Genomic DNA, 24,051 nt, shown 5'->3' with positions numbered 1-24,051 from the left:
GGGTCATTCATCTCATCATCAAGGGGCTGATTGAAAAAAAATTGAGATTTAATAAAAAAATTTTTCTGGGGCCATTGTGTAGTTGATGCCATCACATTATGATCCGCCGCCTTTTATGATTTTCTGGCGTAGAAATATGTCATGAGAAAATTTTTAGTATTTTGTTTTATCTATTTTTTAGGGGAATTATGAGTTCTAATCAGTTGGCTAATCCAGGCCCATTGGGGTTGATGGGTTTTGGCATGACAACAATTTTGTTGAACTTGCATAACGCAGGTTTTTTCCCTTTGGCATCAGCCATTTTAAGCATGGGAATTTTTTATGGTGGTTTGGCTCAGGTATTGGCTGGCATCATTGAGTACAAAAAAGGGAATACATTTGGTGCAACCGCGTTTACTTCTTATGGTATGTTCTGGCTCAGTTTGATTGGCCTACAGTTCCTGCCAACAATGGGGTTGGCAGAAGCGACTAGCCGTGAGTTCCTTGGTGTTTATCTCGCTTTGTGGGGTATTTTCACCCTGTTTATGTTCTTTGGAACATTCAAAGCTAACCGCACTTTGCAGTTTATTTTTGGTAGCCTGACCCTGCTGTTTGCATTGCTGGCGATTGGCAACATTACCGGCAATGCCAGCATGCTGACTTTTGCCGGTTATGAAGGTGTCATTTGTGGCGCCAGTGCTTTCTATCTGGCTATGGCCGAAGTTCTGAATGAACAGTATGGTCGTACTATTTTGCCAATTGGTGAAAGAAAACACGCTTAATTTCAGTTTCATTTACTGATTAATAAAAAACAGGATGAGCTACCGTACTTATCCTGTTTTTTTATCTTATATTTTTTGTCTTAATGATTGGCTTAGTGCCTTGTCTTGCTATCTAATACTGTTCTTTTATTTAAATAAAGAGCCAAGAATACCCCCACGACTGACAACGTCAGCATATAGTACGCTGGGGCTAATGAGGTATATTTCATTAACAGAGTGATCACAATCGGAGTTAATCCGCCAAAAATGGCGTAGGCCAAGTTATATGAAAATGAAATGCCACTGAACCGAATTTCAGGTGGATAGCTCTGAACCATAACGAAAGGCACTGCCCCTACAACACCAACAGAGAAACCTGCGAGAGCATATGCACTGAAGAGTCTGATGGGATCATCACTGATATTGTGGTAGAAAAACCATGTGGCGGCAGCCAACAGCAGGCTACCAGCCAGTAACACCTTACTGGCACCCCATTTATCGCATAAATGCCCGGCTAATATACAGCCAATAAAAAGTACAATAATTGCCAGGCTATTGGCTTTCAGCGTCATTGATGGTTCCAGATGGAAAACGGTTTGCATATAGCTGGGTGTCATCAAGATAACAACCACAATGCCCGCCGAAAGAAGCCATGTCAGCAACATGGAAACAGTGATTGCACGTTTATGATTCAGGATCACGGACTTTAGGGGCAGTTCTTCCGCTAATGTCTTACGTGCCTGCATTTCCTTAAATATTGGCGTTTCATGTAACCAACGGCGCAGGTACATAGCGAACAGCCCAAAAATTCCACCAAGGAAGAAAGGGATACGCCATGCCCAGTCCAAAACTTCTTGGCTGGTATAAGCTGAAGTTATTGCTGTTGCTATCAAAGAACCAAGCAAAATGCCGAGAGTCAGTCCTGCGGTGAGCATTCCACAGGCAAAACCGATATAGTTGTGGGGAACATGTTCCGCTACAAATACCCATGCTCCGGGGACTTCACCTCCAATTGCTGCTCCCTGCATAATTCGCATCAGTAATAATAATAATGGGGCAGTAATACCGATTGTGTCGTAAGTTGGCAGCAATCCGATACTTAGCGTCGGTAAAGCCATCAGCAAGATGCTGAGGGAGAACATTTTCTTGCGTCCAATTAGATCGCCGAAATGTGCCATGATGATCCCACCTAAGGGCCGGGCCAGATATCCGGCAGCAAAAATGCCAAAGGTTTGCAGTTGCCGGAGCCATTCAGGAATGTCGGCAGGGAAAAAAAGCTCACCAAGCACGACGGCAAAAAAGACAAAGATAATGAAATCGTAAAACTCTAAAGCTCCACCTAAGGAAGCTAAAAACAGAGTTTTATAATCTTGTTTGTTTAATGAACGACTTTGATGTTCTGACATAATGTACCGATTTATAGTTATAAAATAGGATTTTCATAAATCATAAAGTAAGACTTATGACTCTATCAGACCTTATTAAATGAAAAAGCAAAATTTATTCAGTATTAAAAGACATTTATTCTGTAATTTTCGTAATGGGATTTTTTTGTCAGTCAATGGATTTTGGTAATAAAAAGTTTCTGATAACCGATAGATTAATTTAAGTGTTCTTCATTTGTTGTGATAATTTATCCCTTTTATTTTTCAAGTTGCCAGTATTAGATTGGCAACTTGAAATCTGCCGGGCTTTTTGTGATAGCCCTCAATAGGACGTGGAACAGTTACAGAAACTTCTTCAGTAGTCCAATGACAGTTTCAATATCCGGCAAGGAAGGGTGTCCCACCATACGTTGCAGTGAGGCGTCAAAATTCTCGTGCCAGACGGGGTCAATCACGAAATAACCATCTTCTTGTAATTGAGCAATATTGCGGCGGGTGGCTTTTTTCTCCCACATTGCGCTTCCCATAACAGGGAAAAACAGTACCGGAAACGTGGCGGCCAAAATCACGGTTGTTAAACGGTTAGGTGCAGTACCATGCGCGACGGCTGCCATAGTATTTGCAGTTGCAGGTAAAATGGCCATTATGTCGTGATCAGCCACAATGCGTGAAGGTTTATCTGTTGGCCAATCCTGAGGTTTTTCTCCGCTGATCACGCGATCAGCATAAAGGGCGACAGTTTCTGCGGGTAAAAAGGTAGTGGCGCTGTTTGTCATCAATATTGTTAATGTACAATCAATAGTTGCTTTAATGGCCAAAAGATATCTTGGAAGGAGAGAGATATCGATTGACCCTGTTGCTCCAATCAAAATTCGAGGCTTTGTCTGTGGGATTGTTTCATCATCTTTCATCGGTAAATTAACCTTATTGTCAGAATAGTTAGCGATACTCATTAGTGGATTTCAGCAACTCGTCTAGTTGAACCAAGTAAGAATCTCTTCCATTTCTCCGCCATTCCCGTGGATATCCCAAAGAGACTTCTAAGTGCATAACATCTTGAACATATTCGATATTAGGTATATGCAGGTGCCCGTATACCACCATGCGAACGCCTTTTCTTGATGTCCATTGATGGGTTTTTTCACTACCACACCAAATGGAAAATTCTGTATTTCTTAAAGATTCGAGTGGCTTACGGATAAGGGGGAAATGGTTTATAAGCACAATATCTTCACCATCTGGAATAGTGTTCAAACGTTTCTCGGTGTATTGAAGACGTTCCTGACACCAATCGATAATATTTTTATAGGGATAGGTTTTCAGGAAGAATTCATCAGAACTAATGACACCACAACGGCGAGCACGTTCTATGGCCTGATCTGCTGTATAGTCACAAGTATTTCTGAATGAATAATCGTACAAGGTAAAAATAGGGGCAATGATAAGGGGCTTCCCATTCTCCATGCGGTAATGACCGAATCCATCTTCAGGGGTGAGTACGTTATGCTGTTGGCAAATATTGACCAGATGTTGATAACGCAGTACGCCAGGTAACTTCAAGTTATCTCTTGGTGTGCACCAAAGTTCATGATTCCCTGGTGTCCAGACCACTTGGGCAAACCGTCGGGTAAGCAGACTAATGACCCATATAAAGTCTGATTCTTGTTCCGCAATATCACCAGCCAACAGGAGCCAATCGTCGGGTGTTGATGGCTTGAGTGATTCAACTATAGCTCTATTTGCAGCATAAGATACATGTAAATCGCTGATAGCCAACAGCATGAACTCACCTCTCTATTCTAAGGTTCCTAAAGAATCAGGGGGTTCCCGGAGGTGCTTCACCCCAACCCCAATTGGGTACAGTTTCACGACGTGAAGGAGCTGCATTGGGTTGAGAATTGGCTTCTGCCCTGCGCGAACCCCATTCGATATAACTAGCAAACGCCGCACGAAACTCAGGGTCAGAGGGTAAACCGATTTCATCAGCAGACTGCATCAGTAGCTCTACCCATCTTTTCCTTTGTTCTGGTTGAATGCTTCTGCCTCTGTGACGGTTTAACATGACTTTAAAACCGCCCCGTTCATTGGAATAGCGTTTTTCTCCACCAAGTACTTCTTCCAGCCACATGGCAACATGACCGGGGTGATCGGATTTCATGTTTTTGAACAATGGGGCGAGTAACTCATCTTTTTCGACCTTAGCGTAAAAATGGGTCATGAGTTTCATGAGAGCCTCACGTCCTCCCATCCATTCAAATAGGGTCGGTATTTCATTATTTGCCATAACATAACCTCTCATATGAATATATTAATGATGTTGATTTATCTAAAGGAATATCACTGCGTTTTAAAGCCCAAGTGATTTACTAATGATTTCTTGCAGCACTTCACTGGTTCCTCCGTAAATGGTTTGGGCACGGCTATTTAGCCAATTCTTGCCAACAGTAGAGTCGCGCATATAACCCAATCCGCCGTGTAATTGCAGGCAGCGATCAGCCACTTTCATTTGAAGTTCGGTAGTCCACCATTTGATGCGGGCCGCGTCCACTAAACTGAAAAGCCCTTGGTTAAAGAGAGCAACAGCGTTATCAAGGTAGGTCCGAGCAATTTTTACTTCGGTATCTAATTGCGCGAGAACAAAACGGTTATATTGAAAGGAACCGATTGGTTGATTGAAGGCTGTCCTTTCTTTCACATATTCCAGTGTGCTCTGCAATATATGTTCTGCACTGGCTACTGCCACGGTTGAGATGCTGAGACGTTCGCGGGGCATTGCCGACATGAAGTAATAGTTGCCGAGGTTCTCACGGCCGATCAGATTAGTGACGGAGACTTTGCAGTCATGGAAAAAAAGTTCAGCCGTATCGCTGCCATTCCAGCCAATTTTCTTTAAGGGTTCACCTCTGGAGAACCCAGGCATATCCCGTTCTATCGCCAGCAAGCTGATCCCTTGGCCCTGTTTTCCTTGTTCTGTTTTTACAGCTACAATGATTAAATCTGCATTAATGCCATTGGTGATATAAGTTTTGCTGCCATTGACCAGATAGTAATCACCCTGACGTTTAGCCACGGTTTTGATATCTGCGGTGTTGGAACCACCACTTGGTTCTGTCATGGCGATAGCCGCAACCCGTTTTCCATTACATAATTCCGGCAGCCACCTTTTTTTCTGTTCCTGATTACCGAGAGCAAAAATATAGCTGGCAACAATATCATTGTGAGCAACGATCCCCGGTACAGTGACACCAGCTTTGATGAGCTCTTCTGTCAGAATTACCGCAAACCGATAATCGCTTTTTCCCTGTCCTCCAAACTCAGGATTGACACTCATACCTAACAAACCTGACTGACCAAATCTCTCCCAAAAAGTGCGCTCGACCAGTCCGTTTTCTTCCCATATCTGATGTTCAGGTACGATTTCACGCTCAAGAAATTCACGACAAAATTTCCTATAATTATTAAAATCATCAGCTTCAATACGCATATTCACTCCTGATTTTTTATCAGTTCATTCATTGCTCAGTAGTATTTGCTTGATAGTGTTCCAGTGTCGGTATACAGCAAAATGATCCCCTTCAATATTGATGAGTGAAATATCGTTAGAGGTGTAGTTTTTCCAGGCTTTCATCTCTTCCAAAGTGACATCAATGTCTTGGGTCGCGGAAATCAGTATTAGTGGGTAATTCACCTGTATATTGTCGAGTTGAGAAAATTGGCTGCGGATCAGGTAATCACTACGTAATTGACGAATGATTGGTTTTATCAGTGCAGGTTCGTTCAATATTGCTTCAGGTGTTCCTTGATCCTCTTTGGTTTTCTGAATCAATTGTTCATTAGTCCATTTATGCCGTTCATCTTTCAGTTGGAGGTGAGGTGGAACAGAGCTGGATACCACACCAAACAGGGGAGAAGTCCCATAGTTTTTCATTATCTCTTGCCCCACAGCGATACTCAGCACACCACCAAAACTATGACCAAAGGTTATCCATTCGGTATTTTCCTGGGCCTTTTTCTGCTGAAAGTCGGCCCAGATATCTGATGATAAGCGCTTAATCAGTAAATCGAGATCGTGGATTGCAGGCTCTTTAGCCAAATGACCACGGCCGGGTATCGCGACAGGCTGTAAGATCGCAGATTGGGTTGTCATGAGATCATTCAGCCAGGGGCGATAAATCGCTGTTGTTGCTCCCGCATGTGGGAAGGCGTAAATGACCCGCCTGCAATTAGTGTCCATCTGTCCTCCTGTCACCGGTGGATTCTCTCTTTATAAGGAAACTGACAATGCGTTCAGCGGTCATGATGGTTGTCAGATTAGTGGGCATGGAGGGAATGGTGGGAAATAGGGAAGCATCAGCGACTGTGACACCAGTAATGCCATGCACCCGACCATCTTCGTGTGTGGCGCTATCAGGATCTCCACAGATACCCATTCTGAGTGTTCCGGACGCATGCCAACCCGGATTGACAAGGTTTTTTATTGCACTGCTCATGATTGTGTCGTTATAAATCATTGAGTCAGACCAAAATTGTATTCCATCAAGGAAAGCATCCACTTCTGGAGAACGTAAAATTTCCCAAATCTTACGCACCCCTCCGATAAGACGTGCAATATCTGATGGGGTACGGGCTAATGGAAGATCAATTTGGGGCAATACTGTCGGAGTCTTGGAACTGATGAAGACCCGACCTTGAATTTCCGGGCGCATTAACATTACAGAAGCCCCAACCAACATTGGATAAGTCACCCGGTCTCTGAATCCCGGTACAGTGTTGCTGGCAACGTTGTTCAGTAAGCCGATTTGTATATCGACTTTTTCGTCGTGACCACTGCTGATACGGGCAGCAATTTGCCGCCATGGCAGGCCGGTTGTACAAACACCTGCTTTGGGAAGTGCCCAAAGTACCACTGATGCATGATCAGTCAGATTTCTGCCAACGGCTGGCACTTGAGCAATAACAGGGATATCTAACGTGTTCAGATGTTCTGGATCACCGACACCTGAACGCTGCAATAATGTTGCTGAGCCAATTGCCCCGGCACAAAGTACGATTTGCTTGCTCCGGTGAACCTGTTCTTTCCCTGATTGAATAGTCTTCACCCCTGAAGCGACAGTGCCGTTAAAAATTATCTGTGTGGTGAGTGCATCAGTCATCACATGCAGATTTTTTCTATTCAGGAACGGTTCAAGGTAGGAACGATAAACATCGACTCTTTCTGCTCCATGAATAACATTCGCGGGCACAGGGCCGACTGCGGGCCCTTCACCGACATTGAGATCGTCAACATAAGGCACACCAGACTGCTCGCAGGCACGAGAAAATGCCATGTCCAGTGGGTGGATCTCACTGTTTGAGGGCCTGCGCAGACACATGGGTCCCTGCGAACCGTGGTTATCATCACCAATACGATCGATATCATTCTCCAGATGCTTAAACCACGGTAGTACTTGCTCCCAAGACCAGTTCGGGCAACCCATTTGAGCCCATTGATCAAAATCGCTCGGAAATCCTCTCAGAGCGATGGCGCCGTTGACAGCGGAAGAACCACCAAGTACTTTTCCCGCCCGATAATTGAATGGATTACGTTTCTTATGCTTGCGATCCTGTTGTTTGTCATTTTGGGGGGAAGCGAGAGAGTGAACAAGTTCAGAGAAACGCTCGCCGTCGCGTACATTGGCTTCATAATCCCAGTTATACCCTTCCAGCACGAGCCTTGACGCATCCCTGAGTGGGCTGGCAGGGTTGTGTGCATCAGATTCGTGACCTGCTTCAATTAACAGTACGGACTTAGTACTATTTTCGGACAGGCGTGATGCCACCACACACCCTGCTGAACCTCCTCCTACCACGATATAATCGTACGCCTTGCTCATAGGTCATTCTCCGTTTGAGATTGAACAATTGTTTTGATAATGCGGGAGAAAGACTGGATATTAGCGTTCATGAACAGACCTTCAATGATGTCCTGTTCGCCAGCGGGTGTAATGTTAAATTCTTGTCGCAGTGCACTAAGTAAACCAACCGCATGCAGTGAATCGCCACCAATATCAAAAAAGCCATCGGTGACATCAAAATCATCATGTTGGAGCTGTGCCTGCCAGAGTTTCAGGATGATTGTTTCTGTCTCATTGGCAGGTTTGACTGGAGCATCAGCGTGTTCTTCGTTACCAGACCAAGGGATTGGCAGGGCCTTACGATCAATTTTTCCATTACTGGTTAATGGCATATGAGGCAATACGACATAGTAATTAGGCACCATATAAGAGGGCAAAGTTTTTTGGGCAATTTTCCGCAACTGTTCCTGAAAATAGTCCGGGGCATTTAATGTTTCTGTATTCTCAGGGACAACATAAGCAACGATGTGTCGTTGTCCGGTTTTGGCATGAACCGGAGCGTCAATGACAACATGGCTGACATTTTCATGATTCAGGAGGCAGGCTTCAATTTCGCCTAATTCAATGCGATATCCATTGATTTTTACCTGATTATCTTCACGCCCTAAAATCTCTATCAGACCATCTTCAATATATCGTCCTAAATCTCCCGTTTTGTACAGCCGTTCACCAGTGATGGGATGAGTAATAAAGCGAAGTGAGGTTTTTTCTGCGTCGCCCAAATAACCGTGGGTTACGCCAACGCCACCAATGTAGAGTTCTCCGGTCACCCATTTGGGGCAGGGAAGAAGCCAACTATTTAAAACATGAAAAGTCTGGTTTGCCAATGGCTTACCATAAGGAATGCTTTTCCAGTTTTGATCGATTTTCTCAATAGGATAATGTATTGACCAGATGGAGCCTTCGGTAGCTCCACCAAGGCTGATTATTGCCGCATTTGGCAACGTTTCCCGGATGCGCCCAGGCAGATCAACAGGTATCCAGTCTCCGCTCATGAGGATGAGCCTTAATTTGCTTTCGGCAAGTGCAGAGCCGTTTCTGTCTACCAATATTTTCATGGGGGCAGGAACGCTATCCCAGATAGTAATCTGATGTTTGATGAGTATTTCCAGCCAGACTTTCGGATCATTGGCTGTCTCTGGGATGGAAAAAATAACTTTTCCGCCTACTCCCAGTAGTCCGAAATAATCATAAACAGACAAGTCGAACCCCGCAGGTGCAACAGATAATACGGCATCTTTTTCTGTAACGTGGAATTTGTGATTTATATCAAACACAGTATTTGCTGCATTACGGTGGGAGGCCATGACACCTTTCGGTTCTCCGGTTGAACCGGAAGTAAAAATAACATATGCCAGATCATCTGGTCCCTGTACTGAAGGTATAGAAGACCAATGTGCGATATCCATTGAGTTGTCCATAGGACACTTGTCCAGATTAATCCGGGGCAGACCCGAAAACTCATTATGGTCAAATGCTGTGCTAGCAGTGATAATGCCTTTGGCTGAACAACGATTAATCAAATTCATTCGACGTTCAGCAGGGAGTTGGGGATCGATGGCTACGTAGGCAGCACCTGACATAAGAACAGCGAGCAATCCGATTACCAACTCAGGGCCTTGTGGTAAGGAGACAGCGACAATGTCATTGGGATGAATTTGGGTAGCAGCCTGAAGTTGTTGGGTTATTGAACCGGCTTTGTTAACCATTTCTGCATAAGTAATTTGTTTTTCTCCCTGAATAAGGGCGACTTCATCAGGAAATTTTGCGGCTGCCTGCAAAACTATTTCATGTAGCAATTTGATATCGAATGTTGTAGCTGTTGCATTAGCGTTTTCCCGTTCTGTCATATCTGACGCGGGTAACTTCACCAATGATGTATTTTTATCCCATAAAGCATCATCTTCTGCACAAGTCTCAATTAGTGTCAGATAAGCATCCAGCATGGCTTCTACCATTCCATCAGGGAACAATTCATAGATAGTGTTCCAGTTAATTTGAACAAAACCATCAACACGAACCAGTTGGTTCTCTAACCAGATTTGTGGCGTTTGATTACTGCTGTAAGTATGGATAGCATTCTCCCAGCCGATCTCTGTCACTACATCATCTAAATTGGCTGTCAGAGTATTGCTGAATACTATGGGAGCTGTTGCTGCTCGGTTGTGATGCTTTCGGCGGGTCAGCTCTCTAAGAACTTGGACACCATTGTAAGAAGAATGCCAGCGATTCATCATCAAATCAGTTTGGATCTGTATTAAACGATCATTGAGGCTTTCTTCTCTTGTTCCCTGTATTCCAAGCAACATGGGGTGAATAAAATTACCGACAACATTTTCAATGCCATCAAAATAGGGTCGCCGCCCAAATTGGGTAATAGTTAGTGTAAAAATTTGGTGTTTGGACCATTGGCGCAGGACTTCTGCATACATGCCGAGAAACACGGTTTCCAGAGTTAATTGACGTAATTCTGCTTTTTGCCTGAGAGCTTGTAATGTTTCAGTCGTGATTTTCCGCCTGTAACGTTTGATCAAAGGGGAAGAGATTAATTCAGGAATTGTTTTCAATGGTAGCTCTGGCGGTTGTGGTAGAACATCCAACTGTTTTTCCCAATAATCTTTGTCACGTAGCCCTTGTGATTCCCCTTGCAGGTAACGCTCTGAGTTTATATAAGTGTGGAAATTCATATTAGTGGTGAATGTTGGTAACTCATGACCTTGGTAAACATGCCACCAATCACGTAATATCAAGTGGGTGCTATGCAGATCCACAAACATAAGGTCAAAATAAATATGTAAACGAGTCATATCGTCATTAATTATTGTTGCACGTATATCGAATGTAGGTGTTTTATCAAGAGGTAATAATTGTTTTTCCATTTCCTGGCGAATACTTGACAGTATTTGTTTTTTTTCTGATGTAGTGTATTCGCTAATATCCTGAATAGGAATGGTGTAATTCAATGGAGTAGGTAAGATCTGTTGTTGTCCGTCTAAAGACAATGTTGCCCTCAACATAGGGTGATATACAATGATTTTATTAAATGCACAATTTAATGAATTGATATCTAATGATTTAATATCTAACTCTTTATATAAACAGCTAGTTAATCCTCCTAATTCTAATCCAGGATTACGTCCAATTAAATAAGCATATTGAATATCTGTTAATGGGAAATATTTTTCTTCAATAATATCTTTTTGTAGAGTTATGGGAGTGGTAATGTTTAAAGGTAACCTATTTCGAAGCATTCCACTGATCTGTCTTTTCAGTTGAGATAACTTGATTTCTGAATTTTTATTTTCTGATTTAAATAATTCAGAAGAAATAGAGATTTTTAATCCGGATTCTTGTAATGCCTTGAGAAAGTTTTGCATGCATTATCCCCTGTGTTTGATTAATAAGTAAATTTTTATTTTTGTAATAAAGAATTGCTGATAATGCAGTCAAGCTTTTTAATGAAGAACCCGCTTGTATTTGTTTTTTCTTGAAATATAAATAAAATTTACTATTATAATTTATTATTTTTAACTTTATGAAAAATAATGTTTTTTTGAGTTTTAATTAATTCTGGTAAGGTGTTAAATTTTATTTTTCGATTCATTTTTACACAAAAAAAACATTTTGATAACACTCTGTGTTATCAAATTATGATATAAGGTTAATAATTTTTTATATAAAAAATGGGGATCTCTAAATACCTATCTGATTTGATATAAAGACGTTGCACGATATGTTAAAATATATTTAATTCGTGATATGAATCACGAAAAATATTCAAGATAACAGATTAAAGGAACGTTTTTAAAGGTTCATATTGATCAAAAGTAATAAATTACGTCTGCCTTTCGATATTGAATGAATTTATGAGGAACGCTCATCGATTTCTTATGTCTGAAATCCTGACGATGCAGCTATTTAATCATTATTGGGATAGTGGACATGATCTGCCTGGATTTTTTGTGCTAACGTTAGATGAATTTTAATAACTAATAACTTAATATATTTGAATTCTGTATTCTTTTCTATACCTGTAGGATATATTGCAAAACACCACGGGAAGATTATAAGTAAGGGAATGGTGTGATAGTTCTACTTAAATTAGATTTTAAATTATTTTAATCACTGACAAACCCCATTGTTTTCAACGGGGCTTGTTTCATAATGGATAGGAGGGCTCAATAGATAATATTGATTTTTAGCGTTCACTGCTTTTCTCAATGTCATACAGAGTTAATGCTTTTGCACTATAAATAAAAGCATTTTCACCTTTCATCAATATTGCTACGTTAATTCCCTCAACGAGCTCTTCTCGCGTTAATCCACTTGCTATACCTGAACGAATGTGGTTTCTAAGTGATTCCTCAGAGCCTGAGGTTATTGCGATTGCTATTGCAATTAACTCTTTAATTTTATGGCTTATTTTTCCATCAATTAATGTTGTTGTGTAAAGTTTCTCAAAGGCAGAGGCGACATCAGATGAAGCTTGAGCCATAGTGCAGATGGCATCAGAAAAAGTATGAATTTGTTCATTCACAGTTTGTATCTTACTCATGTTTTCTATCCTTAATCTTGTACCTATCCCCTTCATTTTCCAATTGCCTTTTTAGTTGGTAGTGATCCCATACAGCTATGAAGCAATTCGAAATCTGTTGGGTATGGATGCTTTTTATTGGGGCTGATACTCACTATTTTACTACAATATTCAATTATTCTATTTAAGATTTATATTATATCAATGGCTACTCTTCGGAAACCTAAAATGTATGGGTGTGAGAATAAAAAACATTATTTATCAACATATTGTTAATTATTTCTGACTTGTGTTTTGGATAATAAACATATGAAAATACCCTATTAGTGATTGTTTACTACTGATCAAAGGTCATTCAGGGGTTAAACATTTTAGCTATTGCATCTGTCTGGCGTTCTTAGCATTTTTGGATGTAATTTGTTTTGGTTTTTATAACTAATTGTTATTAATCAATAAAAAATCTTGTTCTTTGATAGGAAAAGAACGGTTGATTGTTTTTATATATTCAATATAATAATTGAATATTGTGTTAGATAAGTTAAGTTAGTCATTACCTTGCGCATAACTAAGGATTCAATATGAATACATTAATTGAATTAACTGAAAAGAATTTTGATAGTGTAGTCAATACTAAAGGGATCTGCGTTGTCAGATTTTGGGCACCGTGGTGCGGGCCGTGTCGTGCAGTTGCACCAACATTTAGCCAGTTATCAAACGACATGAAAGCGAGTGCCACTTTCGCAGAAGTTAATATTGATGAAGCCTATGATATTGCTATGAAATATGGTATTCGCAGCATACCAACAACGTTAGTGTATAAAGATGGGTTGCCTGTTGATTCTCTTATTGGGGTCGCTTCGTTATCACAATTTAAGGATATGGTTTCTCAGAATTTGTAGTTCAGGTTGGATGATATTTGCGGTGTAAGGAGCCTGTCTCCTCTAATGCCTAAGCCAATATTATCATTATGCTGTTAACTGGTAACCCAAGGAGCATTTAATGTCTTTTTATACGAAAGTACTCATTATAGGAACTGGTCCTGCTGGGTATACAGCGGCGATATATGCGGCTAGGGCGGGTCTTTCTCCTATTGTTGTCTCCGGCTTGGAAGTGGGAGGGCAACTAATGAATACCTCTGATGTTGAAAACTGGCCGGGAGAGCCGAGGGGAACAACAGGCCCTGAATTGATGCTAAGAATGGATAATCACGCAAAAGAATTTATTTCAGAAATAATTCATGACCATATAGTTTCAATTGATTTTGATGCTAGGCCTTTCTTAGTTTCAGGGGAGAAAAACGAATACCAGGCAGAAAGTATTATTATTGCAACAGGTTCAACAGCGCGTTATTTGAATCTACCTGGTGAAAATAAATTATATGGTCAGGGGCTTTCTGCCTGTGCGACTTGCGATGGTTTTTTCTTTAAAGGCCAGGATGTGGCGGTAATAGGTGGCGGTAATACCGCCGTCGAAGAGGCATTGTATCTTTCTAATATAGCAAGGCGGGTTTTTCTCATTCACAGACGCGATCAGCTAAAAGCTGAAAAAATCTTACAGGACAGGCTAATGGCTAAGGTCAAGCAAGGTAAGATTGATATTCTCTGGAATACAGAGGTAAAAGGGTATATAGAGTATCAGGGTCAATTCAAGGGACTTGCCTTAATAAATAAAATTGATGACATATTATGTGATCTTCCAATAGGTGGTTGTTTTATGGCTATTGGTCATACTCCTAACACAAAATTTTTGCAGAATAAATTAGAACTGAATGATGGATATATTGTTGTGAATGGTAAGAGTCATCACCTTGAAACAATGACATCAATCTCAGGCGTATTTGCAGCAGGAGATGTTGCTGATAATAAATATCGTCAGGCAATAACATCCGCAGGTTCAGGGTGTATGGCGGCTCTTGATGCTGAAAAATGGTTGCAGCTTAACTGCCTATGATGTTTTTTAACTTCAGTTCTTCTTAAACAGGGTTGAAGTTAATATAAAATAGCGATTGCAAAAAAACGTAAAACAGGAACTGGCATCTCTATAATGCTATTAAATAATAATGTGTTATTTCTTTCTTGCCGCTGTCCGAAGCCGTTGCCTTGCTATCGGGTTAATCATTTCATGGCGATATAATCTAATATAATTAATATTAATTAGCCTCATTATTGCTATCAATATATGTTTTATTGATTCTTAAACTAAATAGCTTTTCAAAATGATAGGAGTATTCCTTACCCTGCGTGTCACGCGGGGTAAGGAACACCGCATGCTGATATTCTCACTATTATGAAAAGGTATATAGATGATAAAGGATTTTTGTATGTTGACGAAGATTTGAATTCACATTATTATGTTATTCAATTATTAAATTGAATGATATTTAAATGTACTCTTGATATATCATATCGAGCAGGAGATTATATAATGCCATCTAGCAATATATTCGCTAAAGACAATGAAAAGCCACAGAAAGAGTCGTTCCAACATGCTCAACGTCTGGCATTTACGATCTTAGCGATCGTTCAATCCACGCTGATCTTTACCATCGCACTCATCACAGTACCGCTGCCAAAAATAGCAATAGAATTCAATCTTACATCTGCTGATTTGCTTTTAGTTCTTGCCGCCTACGGGCTTCCATTCAGTGGCCTGCTACTTTTTGGTGGACAGTTGGCAGACAGGTTTCAGGGACGAAGAATGTTTGCTGTTGGCTTACTCATCTTTGGTATATCTTCTGTTATAGCTGGCTTTGCCCCCTCTTTCGAAGTGCTTGTTGCTATGCGTTTTGCTCAAGGAGTAGGTGGGGCCTTGACAGCACCTGCTGCAATGGCTGTATTGCGTACTTTGTTCCCAGAGCATGGGGCTTTTGCCCGGGCAATGACTATATGGGGAGGTGTTTCTGTTTTGGGGGCTGTTCTGGGATTTATTATTTCCGGTATAGCAACAACGTGGATTTCTTGGCGATGGATGTTCGCTGTTCCTGTCCTTGTTTCACTCATAGGCTTGGTCAGCACTCGTGGCTTACTTCCGGCAGACATGGACAAGATTCATCATAGGTCGAAATTAGATCTGGTTGGTGCGATATTCGCTACTTTCGGTATTTCCTTAAGCAGTTATGGTTTGATATTAACGGGTGATCACTCGTGGACATCATCAGTTGTGCTACTCCCGCTGCTGACAGGCCTCAGTTTGTTAATTGCCTTTGCAGTGATCGAACGTTTCGTTCGTGAGCCACTTCTTCCTCCCGGATTTATTTTCGAACGTTCTCGATTCATCGGATTGTTCGGTATGTTTCTCGCTGCGGCAGGATCAGGTGTTATCAATTTTGTTTTATCCCTCTACTTGCAGCGAGAGCTAGGATGGACACCACTTATGACAGCGGCTGCATTCTTGCCATTTGCTGTTGCTCTTATCGTAACTGGACAAATGACAACACATTTAGTTAGTCGCATAGGTGCAGTACGGTTGACAAACTTAGGGTTACTCATCGCTGCGGTAGGATTTGGATTGTTAGTTAGTCTTGACAAAAATACCACTTACTTTATGGGATTATTGCCCAGTTTGATTCTTGTAGCAGTAGGTATTTCACTGGTTTTTTCTGGTTCTGCCGTACTTTCCACTATGAATGTTCCACAACATCATGCGGGCCTGGCTGGTGGAGTCATGAATACTGCCATGGAACTTGGCCCAACCATAGGCCTCTCAGCACTAATGGCTGTGGCCGCAACACAAGTCGAAGTTATTGTTGGTTATGTATGGGCGTTCGGAACGGCTGCTGTTATTTATGTCATTGCTGCACTGTTGGCGACTCTATTTACAAATCGAAATACTGTTGAATTAGGAGAGCCTGGCCATGAATAAAATGCAATCAGAAAGGGTAAACCCCAATACTTCATCGGGAATAGCTTCACAAAAACCGCGTGATATCCCTATCTCCATCTATTTGCTCGGACTGACGATATTCATACTGACCACCTCTGAGTTTATGGTTGTTGGCATGATGCCATCGTTAACTGGTGTGTTTGGCGTCACTGTCGCAGATATTGGCTACCTGATTTCACTCTACGCTATTGGCATGGTGGTTGGTGGGCCGATATTAACCGCATTATTTGTCACGATACGGGTTCCTAACAAACAGGCTCTACTTTGGTTATTGGCAATCTATAGTGTTGGAGGTGTGATCGCTGCAACTGCCGGAAGTTATCAGGCTATGGCTATTGCCCGTGTTATCACTGGTGTTGCAGGCTCTGCTTGTATAGGCATCTCTTTAGCCGTCTGTGGTGAAGTCGTCAAAACTGAAATGCGGGGAAGAGCTTCATCAATTGTTCTCAGTGGTATGATGTTGGCAACCGTTTTAGGTGTACCCGCAGCAACTGTGATCGATCAGCATCTGGGCTGGCGTTTGAGTTTTTGGTTGGTTGTTGTATTCACTATCATTTGCGCTTTGATTGTGTGGAGGCTGGTGCCTGTTTCTCGTAATACTTCGGATGTCCGTATTGGTGAGCAACTTGCATCATTCCGAAATGGAAAACTCTGGGCGGCTTATGGTACAAGTGCCCTTATTATCGGGGCATCTTATGCCGCTTTCAGCTATATTTCTGTAATCTTAACTGAAGTTACAGGGTTATTGCCTGCTGTTGTACCTATATTACTCGGCCTTTACGGTGTTGCGAATGTCATTGGCAATTCGATTACTGGTCGTTTTGCGGATCAGCATACCTTCTTGGTGATGACCATCGGAATTAGCATACTGGCTATATCGTTATTGATATTCGCGCTTTTCCCAGAAAGTCGCTATATAAGCATTATTGCCTTTTTAGTGATTGGTCTTGTGGGAGTTCCTATGAGTCCGGCAATGATTACACGTGTAATGCGAGTGGCAAATGCTGGACCTTTGGTCAATAGCGTCCATGTTTCGGTCATTAACAGTGGGCTGGCATTTATTGCGTGGGCTGGAGGATTAAGTATTGGTGCCGGATATGGATTAATATCGCCATTATGGATTGGTTTAATTTTGGCTATCTTTGCTTTGCTTTCACTTACACCGCGTAATGTTAGATTTTCAATGAGGTTACCTTAAGTGAGTTTATATTAGACAATAAATGAATATTTATAATTTAAAGTGATAGCGCTGGCATCCATCAATGCAGCGCTAGATATCAAAGAATTCGGTTTTTCTTGCATAAAATTAAAAAACTAAACAGATGTAACTATCTACCATCTTTCCAAACTTTCAGAAGAATAGTGTTACTGTGCGACCCGACACTGACGAATGAATCCTCAGGAAGATCAATCCACTTGGCATTCAAACTTTTCATTAGAGCTCTAAACTCTTTTGATTTCCTCTGATTACGAAATTCAGTACCTGGTGACATAATAGAAACAAGTAAGCCGTTGCTCTTGAGGAATTTCAACGCATGTACCACATGATCGATATCTCGCTCTCCTTCAAATGGCGGATTCATTATTATTCGATCATATAGCTTTTCTTGGTTAGGTTCGATCGTGATAAAATCCGCATTTATAATGTGCCGGAAAAGTTGGGTATTCTCCAGTTCTAGACATCTTTCAGTATGCACTTCAATGCAATCAACAATACAACCAGCATCTACAGCGAGCTTAGCAAGGTTTCCTAGCCCTGCGCTCGGTTCAAGTACTGTTAGTTGATGGAATTCTGGCTCGTTAGTCAGTTCGGCCTTTGTAATAATCCAATGTGCAACTTCGATTGGGGTTGGGAAAAAACCGTAATGGGTGGCAAGGGATAATGTTGGTTCATGTAATCCTCGATTTTTATCTATTTCTGTATCATTCAAATCTGTTGCTCCATAGTAATCACCTAAAATATGGATAACTTCTTTGACCAAGACTTCTCGTTTGAACCAAAGATTGCCCCCTTTTTTTTCATCAATAAATCCAGAAAAATACGCCGAATCTATTGGCTTCTTTTTATCTGGCTCATTGGTTCCCGCATTAATTAAAGTATCGATAATACTGAATTGATTCTTTTCGGATAGATTCTTATCGTCTAGAAGTGAAAAGATTATTTCAACATCCTCTAGCATCTCTATAATATCAGATGAAATTTTTTCCTCATTTTTATCTTCGTAAAGATTTTCTATGTAAATCTTATCTCCTAATAACCATCCATCATGTGCCCTGAAACGTCTATCTAAGCGCGAAAAACTGTGAGCCACAGCTCTCTTGAAAGTGGCTCCTTGTTTTTGGGTGACGTTATTAAGGTTTTTGCCCGAAAAAATTTTACTCATAAATTTTCCTCGATTTTAATTGTATAAGAAAGAATAAATTTTCATTATATTAAATGAATATATTGAATGGTTTTATATATTGATGTGAATATTTTATTCATGTAATCGTACAAGTATAAAATTTATTTTATAATTATTTATTTAATTTTAGTGTCTTATGATAATTTGATACAGCATACATATATAAAATATCAAGTTGACATAAGTTGATATAAATATATTATTCAATTTATAAATTTAATGTTTTATTTATAATAGATCTATAGAGATGATTATCAAAAAATAAGTCATTTCTATTGCCATACGAAACACATAAATAATTAGCTTTTTCAAACCCTTAAATGGGAAATTTAAAAAGGAGCAATACCATGAAATACGATGTAATCGTTGTAGGCTCAGGTGCAATCTCCAGTTCAATTGCCTACGAATTAGCCAGCAGAAAGTATACAGTTTGTCGTATTGGTAGTCTTGATAGAAGTAATGCAGCCTCTAATGCAGCAGGAGCGATGAATGGTTGCTTCGGTGAGGTAACGACAGGTTTAGTTGCAAGTCAGCACGGAAAATTGAAAGTCAGTATGGATTTCAATGCCAAGAAAAGGTGGCCGCAATGGGCTAAAAGACTTGCTGTTTCATCTGGTAATCATCAATCACTTTTTACTGCACAAGGTACACATGTTATTCTTAACACCGCTGGAACTGATGAGATCGATAGTGCTAATTATGATGCAATCGAGAAGATGCTAATATCTTATCATGAACCATATGAAAAGATTTCCCCTAAACAAATCACTTGGCTAAAACCTAACGAACTTGTCCGACCGTTAATGAGTCTTTATATTCCCGATGAACACGCCGTGAATTCTCATTTACTACTCAAAATATTAGATTCTGCATTTTTGGCCGAAGGAGGAACACTTATTTCGAAAAATGCTAAGCGCGTTTTATCGGAAAATGGAAGAGTTACCGGTGTTGAGCTTGAAGATGGAAAAACAATTTCAGCTAATAAAGTCATTATAGCTGCGGGTGTTTACTCGTTAGATATCCTTACTGACATGCCAGATATCACAAAACGAATCCCGCCATTATTTTCAGGTAACGGTGTTTCCATATTACTTAAGCTGCCAGAAGGGGTGGAACTACCACAGTCCGTAATTCGCACACCAAATCGTGCTTTTGCATGTGGATTGCATTGTGTGCCAAGAAATGACGGTATTCTATATATTGGTGCAACTAATATTCTAAAAAACGATCCCCGAACTCAAGCAACTGTATCGGATGTTCAATTCTTACTTGATTGTGCTGTAGAACAACTCAATATAAATTTATATTCTTCTGAAATCATCTCGATTCAAGTGGGAAATAGACCAATATCGGCTGATGGATTTCCTCTTATTGGTGAATGTGGAATGAATGGACTTTGGTTGGTGACTGGAACGTATCGGGATGGTTTACATCAATCTCCCTTGTTAGCTGATTATGTTGCCAATGCTATTTATGGGAATGCAAATATGGATATCGATCTTAGTTATTTCACTCCAATACGTGCGCCGTTAGCTGGGCTTTCCCGTGACGTGACAGCCAAAGAAACTACTTCACAAATGCTTGGTGTCGGGTATGAATGTCTCTGGGATATCAAGCCAAATTGGACACCTATAATTCAAGAAGGGTTGTTACAGCGTTACGAAAGTTTCATTCACTCTCTTCATCCTAATTTTACACCGCCCCCGGAGGTTATCGCTTTCTCTTATTACAACGATAAGATAAAAGAACGGTTGTTGAAATATTATGATGCATGGTCATAAATAAAATCTATAACCTTGTCGTTGAGTACTTTTACAGAGTGTTAATTTTTTGATTGAATATATTTGATAAATATTGGGGATCCCTAAAAAATCCCAATTTAATATGTTGAGACAGGAAGGGGGTTAATTTTATTTATATCCATGATAAAGTTAACCCTGCTAAAAATAAATATTCCGCAGTTCCAGGTTCAGATTGTAACTGGAATATTTTTTAATAAAAACAGTATAATGTCACTTAATAGCCTACTATGGCTTGATCTGAAAGCTTAGACATTATTTACGTGCTGTAATTCACAATTTATTCAGTTTGATATAAATACCTCCTAAAAAAATAACATCAAGAAAATAATGTTAAAAAAAGCGCAGCTAAATACAGACCAATGCCATAAGAGGTATGTGCCATTAAACTCCTTAGCCTTAATGTATTAGGTGCGGGAGTTTTGGATGCGGCTATCCCCATTCCCATGCAAGGCTGCATAATAAAAAAAGGAGCAACTAACGTAACTAAACTTATAATTAATGCTGGCAGAAAAGTTGGGTTTTTTGCCCACTCTAATCCCCAAATCAGTAATAGAATACCAGCAAAAATGATGCCAATAAGATAGTGAAAGAACCAACCAATTCCACCCTCACCTTTTACAGGTTCAGCCTGTAATATACTTACATGAATAAATTTTCCTTTGGGTATGTGTCCAATCCAGCGTCCCACCATACTGTAGTTTAATGAGGGAATGTCGAAATAACGTTTTATAAAAACAGCCCAAAGATCCATGACAACTGTTGCGCCACCACCAATCAATGCAGAATAAGCAATAAACACCAGTCCTTCACTCATCAGTTTTTAATCTCCAAATTCTGGTTATACCCATCGTCTTTCGAGTTGCAGTTTGGTTAGCTGCATCTTGAAATCCATAGGGTATCCCCTAATGGCCAATCAATCAGCAAGTACTCGAAATGATAGAAAAAGTCTGATAATATCATAATCAATTAATTTATTGAGTTTAATGATGACGGAAGTATAAAGTCAATGTTTGATAAACAAATTCTCGTTGAGATAGCAGAAATCGCTAAAGTGTTGGGAAATATTCATCGGCTAATATTGATTGAATGTCTGATTGATACGGAACAATCCGTGGAAAACCTATCGGAGCTTTCCGGTCTGTCCATTGCCAATACTTCACAGCATCTTCAACATTTGAAACGTGCGGGGCTGCTTCGATCCCGTAAAGTCGGCAAAAATGTGTTTTATCGCCTGGGGGAAGGGCCGATTATGGATATCGTTACAGCCATCCAGAGATATGCCGAATTTAACCGGGCAGAAATGCGCAGATTAATTGATGATACGAATAATCAGGAAGCGATTTCATGGGATGAGCTGTTGGAGAGAATCAAGGAAAAAAGCACATTTTTGCTGGATGTCAGACCTAAAGAGGAATTTGAGCAAGGTCATTTACCCAATGCTATCAATATCCCTGTTGATGAACTGGAAAACAGGCTGGATGAGCTGCCTTCCCGTCAGGATATTATCGCCTATTGCCGTGGGCCTTATTGTGTTCTTTCTGCCAATGCCCTTGAACTATTGCGTGCTAAAGGTATTCGTGCCAGCCGTTTTAAAAAAGGCTTTTCAGGCTGGACAGAAGCAGGGATGGGAGTCGAAGTTGGATCTTAGACTGCTCAATATCATTGATTAATGAGTCTCTATTAATAGAGCTTCGCGATCACAGTCACACTTTTATTATTCGAAATTTGAGTGATAACTAAAAGTAACTAATATCAGAAAGTGAATTATTACTGCTTTTAGTGGTAACAGGAAGTATGCCTGTTGTCGTTCAAGTTGCAGTTTTTTTTCGGCTGCGTCACTTGAAAATCTTTAGGATATGACATCTGACAATAATTTCCCGCATGGTATGCAAGGGAGGATTGTCAGTTTTTTTTGCCTGAATAAAATTCACCGTTTTGCACTTCCCAGTCTATCTAATGGCAAAAATGGGGAAATAGCATGAAGTACCAACTATTAGCTCAGGAAATTATTGCGGATGTCGGTGGGCAAGAGAATATTATCAGTCTAGTCCACTGTGCAACCCGGCTGCGATTTAAACTGCGGGATAGTGCATTTACTGATATCGGTAAGCTAAAAGCTCAGTCAGAAGTTATGACAGTGATTGAAAGTGGGGGGCAGTTTCAGGTAGTCATTGGTAATGAAGTGCGTGATGTTTATCAGGCAATTCAACAAGTGCTAACTCCTCCTGATAAGATAGAAGCCACAACAGACTCAGCTAATAAGAAAGACAGCCTTTTTAACCATTTCATTGATATAGTTTCCAGTGTTTTCAGCCCATTTTTGGGTATTATGGCGGCAGCGGGTATTTTAAAAGGATTGCTTGCAGTTACTGTTACTCTGAAATGGATGTCTCCCGACAGTGGGACATATCATGTTTGGTATGCTGCCAGTGATTCTCTGTTCTACTTTTTTCCATTGGTGCTCGGTTATACAGCAGGTAAGAAATTCGGTGGTAATCCCTTTATTTCGATGGGTATTGGTGGTGCATTAGTTCATCCCATGATCATCTCTGCCTTTCAAACATCGACGGTAGCTGGTGGTACAACTGAGTATTTCATGGGTATTCCACTCTCCTTCCTGAACTACAGTTCTTCAGTGATCCCGATTATTCTGGCCTCTTGGGCAAGCTGTAAGGTTGAAAAGGTATTAGATGCTCATCTTCCTGCTGCAATCAAGAACTTCATTACCCCCCTTGTTTGCCTTATGTTAATTGTCCCTCTTACATTTCTTGTCATTGGACCAACGGCGACTTGGTTAAGCCAGTTGCTGGCGCAAGGTTACCAAAGTGCTTATGGATTCGCTCCGGTATTGGCAGGGATGATTACGGGAGGAGTATGGCAAATTTGTGTTATTTTTGGTCTGCACTGGGGATTTATTCCTATTTTAATCAATAATTTATCTACTGTTGGCTACGATACGTTAATGCCTTTGATACTCCCCGCAGTGATAGGACAAACAGGAGCGGCCTTTGGTGTGTTTCTGCGTACCCGCGATGCTAAATTGAAAATGTTATCTGGCTCGGCTGTAACCACCGGGATATTTGGTATTACTGAGCCTGCGGTTTATGGTGTGACCCTGCCTTATCGACGCCCATTTATTTTTGGCTGTATTGCTGGAGCGATGGGCAGTTCAGTGGTTGGTTATTACCAAAGTGCTGCCTATTCATTGGGGTTGGTTAATATTCTTACCCTTACTCAGCTTATTCCACCAACGGGTATCAATAATACGGTATGGGGTGCGCTTATTGGTACTGTGCTGGCTTTTGTCATTTCAACTTTATTGACATGGTTGTTCGGGCTTCCTGCCTCAACCAAACTCTCCACAAAAGAAAATAAGGATGAAAGATGCCACTAACATCGTTATTCATCA

The 24,051-nt window shown here is 40.7% G+C and carries 19 protein-coding genes; 8 read left to right on the top strand and 11 right to left on the bottom strand.

The features are described from left to right. Window positions 1-188: 188 nt before the first annotated feature. Window positions 189-761: an acetate uptake transporter gene (gene satP, locus Xind_RS06960; RefSeq protein ID WP_047679102.1), complete on the top strand. Its 573-nt coding sequence runs from the start codon at window positions 189-191 to the stop codon at window positions 759-761. 92 nt (window positions 762-853) lie between these two features. On the opposite strand, the gene Xind_RS06955 is transcribed toward satP, so the two are convergent. The 9 genes from Xind_RS06955 to Xind_RS06915 all read right to left on the bottom strand — a co-directional run bounded on the left by Xind_RS06955 (window position 854) and on the right by Xind_RS06915 (window position 12,574). Next, entirely contained in the window at window positions 854-2,146 is a 1,293-nt protein-coding gene (locus Xind_RS06955; protein WP_047679103.1) for an MFS transporter, read from the bottom strand. Window positions 2,147-2,466: 320 nt separating this feature from the next. After that, the gene (locus Xind_RS06950; protein ID WP_231571321.1) at window positions 2,467-3,078 is read right to left on the bottom strand and encodes a flavoprotein; all 612 of its coding nucleotides are present in this window, start codon (window positions 3,076-3,078) and stop codon (window positions 2,467-2,469) included. Beyond that, window positions 3,065-3,907 carry a metallophosphoesterase family protein gene (locus Xind_RS06945; protein WP_047679104.1) on the bottom strand — a complete coding sequence of 281 codons (843 nt, stop codon included), beginning with the start codon at window positions 3,905-3,907 and terminating at the stop codon, window positions 3,065-3,067. Before Xind_RS06945 ends, Xind_RS06950 begins: the two co-directional genes overlap by 14 nt. Before the next feature lie 34 nt (window positions 3,908-3,941). Beyond that, the gene (locus Xind_RS06940; protein ID WP_047679105.1) at window positions 3,942-4,409 is read right to left on the bottom strand and encodes a group II truncated hemoglobin; all 468 of its coding nucleotides are present in this window, start codon (window positions 4,407-4,409) and stop codon (window positions 3,942-3,944) included. Window positions 4,410-4,472: 63 nt separating this feature from the next. Then, window positions 4,473-5,609 carry an acyl-CoA dehydrogenase family protein gene (locus tag Xind_RS06935; RefSeq protein ID WP_047679107.1) on the bottom strand — a complete coding sequence of 379 codons (1,137 nt, stop codon included), beginning with the start codon at window positions 5,607-5,609 and terminating at the stop codon, window positions 4,473-4,475. Between the two features lie 24 nt (window positions 5,610-5,633). Next, a complete protein-coding gene (locus Xind_RS06930; RefSeq protein WP_187649727.1) occupies window positions 5,634-6,359 on the bottom strand; it encodes a thioesterase II family protein in 726 nt (241 codons plus the stop codon). Further along, entirely contained in the window at window positions 6,349-7,998 is a 1,650-nt protein-coding gene (locus Xind_RS06925) for a GMC family oxidoreductase (protein ID WP_187649726.1), read from the bottom strand. Before Xind_RS06925 ends, Xind_RS06930 begins: the two co-directional genes overlap by 11 nt. Beyond that, window positions 7,995-11,396: a non-ribosomal peptide synthetase gene (locus Xind_RS06920; protein ID WP_187649725.1), complete on the bottom strand. Its 3,402-nt coding sequence runs from the start codon at window positions 11,394-11,396 to the stop codon at window positions 7,995-7,997. The genes Xind_RS06925 and Xind_RS06920 overlap by 4 nt, the downstream gene beginning before the upstream one ends. Window positions 11,397-12,217: 821 nt before the next feature. After that, on the bottom strand, window positions 12,218-12,574 hold the full coding sequence (locus Xind_RS06915) for a carboxymuconolactone decarboxylase family protein (RefSeq protein WP_047679116.1): 357 nt from the start codon (window positions 12,572-12,574) through the stop codon (window positions 12,218-12,220). Between the two features lie 557 nt (window positions 12,575-13,131). Here Xind_RS06915 and trxA point away from each other — a divergent pair. The 4 genes from trxA to Xind_RS06895 all read left to right on the top strand — a co-directional run bounded on the left by trxA (window position 13,132) and on the right by Xind_RS06895 (window position 17,633). Continuing rightward, a complete protein-coding gene (gene trxA / locus Xind_RS06910) occupies window positions 13,132-13,452 on the top strand; it encodes a thioredoxin (protein ID WP_047679118.1) in 321 nt (106 codons plus the stop codon). 100 nt (window positions 13,453-13,552) lie between these two features. After that, on the top strand, window positions 13,553-14,503 hold the full coding sequence (trxB, locus tag Xind_RS06905) for a thioredoxin-disulfide reductase (RefSeq protein ID WP_187649724.1): 951 nt from the start codon (window positions 13,553-13,555) through the stop codon (window positions 14,501-14,503). 474 nt (window positions 14,504-14,977) lie between these two features. Continuing rightward, entirely contained in the window at window positions 14,978-16,414 is a 1,437-nt protein-coding gene (locus Xind_RS06900) for an MFS transporter (RefSeq protein ID WP_187649723.1), read from the top strand. Beyond that, complete coding sequence (locus tag Xind_RS06895) at window positions 16,407-17,633, top strand: MFS transporter (RefSeq protein WP_231571323.1); 1,227 nt, start codon at window positions 16,407-16,409, stop codon at window positions 17,631-17,633. Before Xind_RS06900 ends, Xind_RS06895 begins: the two co-directional genes overlap by 8 nt. A 130-nt stretch (window positions 17,634-17,763) precedes the next feature. Here Xind_RS06895 and Xind_RS06890 read toward each other — a convergent pair whose 3' ends face one another. After that, entirely contained in the window at window positions 17,764-18,819 is a 1,056-nt protein-coding gene (locus tag Xind_RS06890; protein ID WP_187649722.1) for a DUF4942 domain-containing protein, read from the bottom strand. A 368-nt stretch (window positions 18,820-19,187) separates the two neighbouring features. Here Xind_RS06890 and Xind_RS06885 point away from each other — a divergent pair, with 368 nt between their 5' ends. Continuing rightward, on the top strand, window positions 19,188-20,621 hold the full coding sequence (locus Xind_RS06885) for an NAD(P)/FAD-dependent oxidoreductase (protein WP_047679122.1): 1,434 nt from the start codon (window positions 19,188-19,190) through the stop codon (window positions 20,619-20,621). Window positions 20,622-20,958: 337 nt separating this feature from the next. On the opposite strand, the gene Xind_RS06880 is transcribed toward Xind_RS06885, so the two are convergent. Then, on the bottom strand, window positions 20,959-21,456 hold the full coding sequence (locus Xind_RS06880) for a DUF2938 domain-containing protein (RefSeq protein ID WP_047679124.1): 498 nt from the start codon (window positions 21,454-21,456) through the stop codon (window positions 20,959-20,961). A 192-nt stretch (window positions 21,457-21,648) separates the two neighbouring features. Here Xind_RS06880 and Xind_RS06875 point away from each other — a divergent pair, with 192 nt between their 5' ends. Continuing rightward, window positions 21,649-22,290 carry an ArsR/SmtB family transcription factor gene (locus tag Xind_RS06875; protein ID WP_047679126.1) on the top strand — a complete coding sequence of 214 codons (642 nt, stop codon included), beginning with the start codon at window positions 21,649-21,651 and terminating at the stop codon, window positions 22,288-22,290. A gap of 330 nt (window positions 22,291-22,620) precedes the next feature. After that, the gene (locus Xind_RS06870) at window positions 22,621-24,036 is read left to right on the top strand and encodes a PTS transporter subunit EIIC (RefSeq protein WP_187649721.1); all 1,416 of its coding nucleotides are present in this window, start codon (window positions 22,621-22,623) and stop codon (window positions 24,034-24,036) included. Window positions 24,037-24,051: the final 15 nt, after the last annotated feature.

This window comes from Xenorhabdus indica (assembly GCF_014467235.1).
GTDB classification, from domain to species: domain Bacteria; phylum Pseudomonadota; class Gammaproteobacteria; order Enterobacterales; family Enterobacteriaceae; genus Xenorhabdus; species Xenorhabdus indica.
Note: the sequence above shows the minus strand (reverse complement) of the source record. Positions and strands in the feature narration are given on the sequence as shown.

What these genes read in the sequence shown, in the direction of transcription:
- satP (WP_047679102.1), top strand. Translation starts at nt 189, where the DNA reads ATGAGTTCTAATCAGTTGGCTAATCCAGGCCCATTGGGGTTGATGGGT.
- Xind_RS06955 (WP_047679103.1), bottom strand. Translation starts at nt 2,146, where the DNA reads ATGTCAGAACATCAAAGTCGTTCATTAAACAAACAAGATTATAAAACT.
- Xind_RS06950 (WP_231571321.1), bottom strand. Translation starts at nt 3,078, where the DNA reads ATGAGTATCGCTAACTATTCTGACAATAAGGTTAATTTACCGATGAAA.
- Xind_RS06945 (WP_047679104.1), bottom strand. Translation starts at nt 3,907, where the DNA reads ATGCTGTTGGCTATCAGCGATTTACATGTATCTTATGCTGCAAATAGA.
- Xind_RS06940 (WP_047679105.1), bottom strand. Translation starts at nt 4,409, where the DNA reads ATGGCAAATAATGAAATACCGACCCTATTTGAATGGATGGGAGGACGT.
- Xind_RS06935 (WP_047679107.1), bottom strand. Translation starts at nt 5,609, where the DNA reads ATGCGTATTGAAGCTGATGATTTTAATAATTATAGGAAATTTTGTCGT.
- Xind_RS06930 (WP_187649727.1), bottom strand. Translation starts at nt 6,359, where the DNA reads ATGGACACTAATTGCAGGCGGGTCATTTACGCCTTCCCACATGCGGGA.
- Xind_RS06925 (WP_187649726.1), bottom strand. Translation starts at nt 7,998, where the DNA reads ATGAGCAAGGCGTACGATTATATCGTGGTAGGAGGAGGTTCAGCAGGG.
- Xind_RS06920 (WP_187649725.1), bottom strand. Translation starts at nt 11,396, where the DNA reads ATGCAAAACTTTCTCAAGGCATTACAAGAATCCGGATTAAAAATCTCT.
- Xind_RS06915 (WP_047679116.1), bottom strand. Translation starts at nt 12,574, where the DNA reads ATGAGTAAGATACAAACTGTGAATGAACAAATTCATACTTTTTCTGAT.
- trxA (WP_047679118.1), top strand. Translation starts at nt 13,132, where the DNA reads ATGAATACATTAATTGAATTAACTGAAAAGAATTTTGATAGTGTAGTC.
- trxB (WP_187649724.1), top strand. Translation starts at nt 13,553, where the DNA reads ATGTCTTTTTATACGAAAGTACTCATTATAGGAACTGGTCCTGCTGGG.
- Xind_RS06900 (WP_187649723.1), top strand. Translation starts at nt 14,978, where the DNA reads ATGCCATCTAGCAATATATTCGCTAAAGACAATGAAAAGCCACAGAAA.
- Xind_RS06895 (WP_231571323.1), top strand. Translation starts at nt 16,407, where the DNA reads ATGAATAAAATGCAATCAGAAAGGGTAAACCCCAATACTTCATCGGGA.
- Xind_RS06890 (WP_187649722.1), bottom strand. Translation starts at nt 18,819, where the DNA reads ATGAGTAAAATTTTTTCGGGCAAAAACCTTAATAACGTCACCCAAAAA.
- Xind_RS06885 (WP_047679122.1), top strand. Translation starts at nt 19,188, where the DNA reads ATGAAATACGATGTAATCGTTGTAGGCTCAGGTGCAATCTCCAGTTCA.
- Xind_RS06880 (WP_047679124.1), bottom strand. Translation starts at nt 21,456, where the DNA reads ATGAGTGAAGGACTGGTGTTTATTGCTTATTCTGCATTGATTGGTGGT.
- Xind_RS06875 (WP_047679126.1), top strand. Translation starts at nt 21,649, where the DNA reads ATGTTTGATAAACAAATTCTCGTTGAGATAGCAGAAATCGCTAAAGTG.
- Xind_RS06870 (WP_187649721.1), top strand. Translation starts at nt 22,621, where the DNA reads ATGAAGTACCAACTATTAGCTCAGGAAATTATTGCGGATGTCGGTGGG.